The sequence below is a fragment of the Mesorhizobium sp. M1A.F.Ca.IN.022.07.1.1 genome (genome assembly GCF_003997575.1).
GTDB lineage: Bacteria > Pseudomonadota > Alphaproteobacteria > Rhizobiales > Rhizobiaceae > Mesorhizobium.
In genome coordinates this window covers 1-3,744 of sequence record NZ_RZST01000463.1, presented here as the reverse complement: position 1 = coordinate 3,744, position 3,744 = coordinate 1, and the positions used below count along the sequence as shown (strand labels likewise).

Here is a 3,744-nt window from a genome sequence, read left to right as displayed (position 1 = left end):
GACCTCGCATTGCGGCGCAAGCGTCAGGAACCCGGAAAACAGATGCCCTTGCTGACAGCGGGGGCATAGACCGCGCGCACCAGTAAGCGCAGGATTGGTTGTTTCGTTGTAGACGACCATCTGTCCCAACCGCGCCCGGTGCGCGTTTGTTCCGGCGTGTGGCCGCGCTAGGGGCACGGCGTCCAAAGTCGCTTCCAGCTTCGCTGCGCTGGCAGGCTACGTTCTTTTGCGGTGAAGGTCTTCGGGCTCGTATCAGGCGAATATGTCACTCGAACATTTCGAATATGGCGCGAGCCTTGAGAACCGTGGTACCGGCCTCATCCCGAACATCGACGAAGAGTTCGAGCCGGTCTTCGATCGGAACAACCTCGGCCGCCATCTCGGCCAATGCCGTCGATGCCTGTCGCCTTACCGCCTGGATGTCATCCAGTTCCGCGCCGGTTTCATCGGTCACGTGAGCTGAGCCGTCGAAGCTGTCGAAGAAGTAGCGGCTCATCGAGTGCCCAGCGCTTTTGCCTCGCGCTCCAGAGTCTCGCGGTCGTTCCCATGCCTGGCGATCAGCTCGCGGACCTGAGGAATCGAGAGTCCGAACTTGCTGGCGAAGTAGCCGACCTCATATTCCTGATCCCCCGACACACGGTCGCGGTCGCGCGAATCGCGTTTGCTTTTGTCGTCCGCCATGGTTCTCCTCCTCTCTTCGGGCCAAAGAGAAAGACGGACGAGGCGACAATGTTCCTTGTCCGCTTTCGGCCCTGCAGCAGCCGCGACAAGTGCTCTCGATGTATCGGGGCGCGCCAAATCGCGTCATCTAGCAACTGTTAAAAGTGGAACTGATCACGCACCGTGAGGCCCGTATTCGATGCTAAGTCTTAGAAAATGTTAATGTCAGTCGGCGCAGAGGCGGCGTATATTGGGTATCTGCCCCGGCTCGGAACGGGGTAAGAGGCCCGGCCTGTCCCGCTCAAGTGGTCCCCCGACTCCCCAGCTCGCAGGCCGGGTCGCACAAGCAGCTCACCTGAACGCGAACTTGTACACGACCCGGTCGGCTTGGTTGGTCACGCGGACCCACAGCATTTCCTGGCGCCAATCATGAACCGCCCGACCGGTTACCGCCGTAGCGGCTTTCGCCGGTGTTTCTGCAATCGCGACTTGGTGGGATGTTACCACGTCGCCCGACATTACTTCGACGTTGTAGCTCTGCATGCAGCGCTCGCTCGAACCAAGGCTTCCCAACTTGGCGGCACGAGTCTTGTTCCCAACTGGCGGAGCTGGCGGCCGACGCTTGTTGGATGCGGGGGTGCAAGAAAGCGTCGGCCGCCAGCCTTGGGCGGGGGCGCGTCATCATCGACGCAGGGCTAGATTAGGTGCGGGGTGGGCACCTTCAATCAGGATGCCGCGATATGGTGAACAAGCGGTTACTTTCCATAGGGTCAGTCGCTGTATACGTTCGCGGCATGTCTGCAGAGCGTTACGACGGAAAGCGATTCCGACGGCACCTGGTCCGTGGTCGACCTTGACACGGGACTTCCCTACCAGACCGCAGGCCTTGTACTTGAAGCCCTGGACTCGAGGTGGCGCACGAATTGGCTCGGTTCTGAACAATATGGATCGCCGGAGAAAGCGCCCGCACTAGTCTGGACTATCGACAAGCGGCGCCTTCCTGGTTGGCAGCTTGTGAGGCGTCACCGGTCTCACGACCGCCCTTGTTGCCGGACCGCGCTGTGGAACAGTCGAGGCAGCATGTGAATTGTAGCCGGATGGTGACACCAATGTCCCGGCTGGGGAGGAACGGCCATGTCTAACGATGTCGTGCGTAGCGGCAGCTGCCTGTGCGGCGGTGTCCAGTTCCGGGTCACCGGCGAGCCGCTGAGGGTGGGACTTTGCCATTGCAAGGATTGCCGCAAGACCAGCGGATCGGCGTACCAAGCCTTTGCCATATGGCCGCGCCAGGCATTCGAAAGCGAGGGCATCACCAGCACCTATGGCGGGCGAAGCTTCTGTCCAACCTGCGGCAGCCGCTTGCCGTCGGTTCGCGAGGACGAGGCCGAGGTGATGATCGGCAGCCTGGATGTGGTGCCGACCGAAGGGCTTGAGCCGAGCTATGAATTGTGGATCGGCCGACGCGAGACGTGGTTGCATCCTCTGCCCGAGGCGAGCCAATTCGAGCATGACCGGACCGTCGCTGAGTCGGCGGCCGATGAAGCAAAGCCGGAGGACCGTGCGGGAGCCGTATCAGACGAAGCGTCGAGCGCGATCGGAATTTCCGACCAGGCCTGAAGGGGTGGCCCGGAAGCCGTTTTTGCTGTGGCGTTTGGGGGCGGCCACCGGGCCTTGGCCGGCAGGAGACCTAGATAGTGCGGGGTAAGTCGGGGGCGATTTGAGCGGAACAGGCCGGGCCTCTTACCGCGTTCCGGGGCAGATGCGCATATGCCCTGCCTTTGCAGCGGCTGACATTAACAACTTCCTAATGAAGCATAGCTCCACCGGAGCTCAGGCCGCCAAGCCGCCTTCTCGGTTCTGCATCGCCTCCAGGATCACTTCGAAGACCGTGCCGACCTCCTCGCTGATCTCGTCGGGGCTAATGCCGTCTCGCTCAGCAGCCTTTAGGGCCTCTTCGACGAGGTAAACGATGGCCATTGGTTCATCCGTGATCGCATTCGGCAGGTGATCCGCCATCCAACGGTCTAAGAAATTGATCCCGCGCGTGCTCATGGCGAGAGAAGCCGAAGGGCGGCTTTAGGTTCCTTCTTCGCTGATGCTCTGCACGTTACCATGCCGGAGCTTTGGTTCGTTCCGAAGATGCCGGACGGTGGCCGTGATGCTGCCTGGCTTCACCCATTCAACCGTCGGGTCGACGATTGCGCGCGGAGCCCCGGCGGGAGGCGCCGCCCTAGCTTTCTGCACGAGCTGCTCTAGCCGATCGCGCAGATGCCTCGGCAGCGTGATCGTCGGCGAACCAGCATATCTTCCGTCGCGAGCGACGATGCCGACCGTCGGCTTCCCCAGCTCCCGTTTGACGCCCCAGAGCTCAAATGTGCCGACCTCCCAACATTTCGTCTTCAGCCAGAAATCCTGCCGGCCACTGCGATAGGAGCTGGTGCGGCGCTTCGAGACAATCCCCTCCAGCCCCATCTTCTCGACGGCTTCGAAGACGGCGTCGCCGTTGCCCTCGACATGATCGCTATACTGGATGATGTCCTTGGCCGGCTTGATCAGGTTCCAGAGCCTCGCCTTGCGCTCGATCAGCGGCAGAGCACGAATATGATCGCCATTGAGATAAAGAAGGTCGAAGGCCACGAAGGCGAGTTGTTCGGCATTCCATGTCATGCGGGAGTGCATCGCTTGGAAGTTCGGCCGGCCGTCCGGGTCTGGCGAGATCATCTCTCCGTCGATGATGAAGGACTCGGCGGGAAGTTGCTCGGCTGCGTTGACGATCGGCCAATAGCGCTTCGACCAGTCGTGGCCATTTCGAGAGAAGGCGCGCGCTCCGGCCCAGTCGAGGATGACCTGGGTTCGGTAGCCGTCGTATTTGATCTCGTGCAGCCAATCACCGCTGACCGGTGGCGTCTCGACTTGGACAGGCTCCAGCGGTTTGACAAAGGACAGCCGAACTCTGCCGGCAGGCGTACGCATGCGAACCCCAACGCAAAACTCGAATTTGATTCAATATCGCACAGTCGTAAAGGGTTGCGTTAGCGCTCTAACAAAACGGCCCGCCCTCGGCATGTGAGCCAAGGGTGGGCC

The 3,744-nt window shown here is 61.1% G+C and carries 6 protein-coding genes; 1 reads left to right on the top strand and 5 read right to left on the bottom strand.

The annotated features are described in order from the left end of the window. Window positions 1-265 precede the first annotated feature (265 nt). From EOA75_RS30370 to EOA75_RS30360, 3 genes are all read right to left on the bottom strand, one after another. Window positions 266-496, bottom strand: a complete 231-nt coding sequence (locus tag EOA75_RS30370) for a hypothetical protein (protein WP_127325877.1) — start codon at window positions 494-496, stop codon at window positions 266-268. Then, window positions 493-681 (bottom strand): DUF3606 domain-containing protein, encoded by a 189-nt coding sequence (locus tag EOA75_RS30365; RefSeq protein ID WP_095780255.1) that lies wholly within the window; start codon window positions 679-681, stop codon window positions 493-495. Before EOA75_RS30365 ends, EOA75_RS30370 begins: the two co-directional genes overlap by 4 nt. Before the next feature lie 330 nt (window positions 682-1,011). Further along, window positions 1,012-1,203 carry a hypothetical protein gene (locus tag EOA75_RS30360; protein WP_127325876.1) on the bottom strand — a complete coding sequence of 64 codons (192 nt, stop codon included), beginning with the start codon at window positions 1,201-1,203 and terminating at the stop codon, window positions 1,012-1,014. Between the two features lie 591 nt (window positions 1,204-1,794). Between EOA75_RS30360 and EOA75_RS30355 the strand changes: the two genes are divergently transcribed. Continuing rightward, window positions 1,795-2,277 (top strand): GFA family protein, encoded by a 483-nt coding sequence (locus tag EOA75_RS30355; RefSeq protein WP_127325875.1) that lies wholly within the window; start codon window positions 1,795-1,797, stop codon window positions 2,275-2,277. Window positions 2,278-2,490: 213 nt separating this feature from the next. On the opposite strand, the gene EOA75_RS30350 is transcribed toward EOA75_RS30355, so the two are convergent. Both EOA75_RS30350 and EOA75_RS30345 read right to left on the bottom strand, forming a co-directional pair. Further along, the gene (locus EOA75_RS30350; RefSeq protein WP_127325874.1) at window positions 2,491-2,712 is read right to left on the bottom strand and encodes a DUF768 domain-containing protein; all 222 of its coding nucleotides are present in this window, start codon (window positions 2,710-2,712) and stop codon (window positions 2,491-2,493) included. Between the two features lie 24 nt (window positions 2,713-2,736). Further along, window positions 2,737-3,633 carry an RNA ligase family protein gene (locus EOA75_RS30345; RefSeq protein WP_245466785.1) on the bottom strand — a complete coding sequence of 299 codons (897 nt, stop codon included), beginning with the start codon at window positions 3,631-3,633 and terminating at the stop codon, window positions 2,737-2,739. Between the last annotated feature and the right edge of the window lie 111 nt (window positions 3,634-3,744).

Bases quoted from the DNA above. Each gene is read 5' to 3' on its own strand.
- EOA75_RS30365 (WP_095780255.1), bottom strand. From the start codon at position 681: ATGGCGGACGACAAAAGCAAACGCGATTCGCGCGACCGCGACCGTGTG.
- EOA75_RS30350 (WP_127325874.1), bottom strand. From the start codon at position 2,712: ATGAGCACGCGCGGGATCAATTTCTTAGACCGTTGGATGGCGGATCAC.
- EOA75_RS30345 (WP_245466785.1), bottom strand. From the start codon at position 3,633: ATGCGTACGCCTGCCGGCAGAGTTCGGCTGTCCTTTGTCAAACCGCTG.
- EOA75_RS30355 (WP_127325875.1), top strand. From the start codon at position 1,795: ATGTCTAACGATGTCGTGCGTAGCGGCAGCTGCCTGTGCGGCGGTGTC.
- EOA75_RS30370 (WP_127325877.1), bottom strand. From the start codon at position 496: ATGAGCCGCTACTTCTTCGACAGCTTCGACGGCTCAGCTCACGTGACC.
- EOA75_RS30360 (WP_127325876.1), bottom strand. From the start codon at position 1,203: ATGCAGAGCTACAACGTCGAAGTAATGTCGGGCGACGTGGTAACATCC.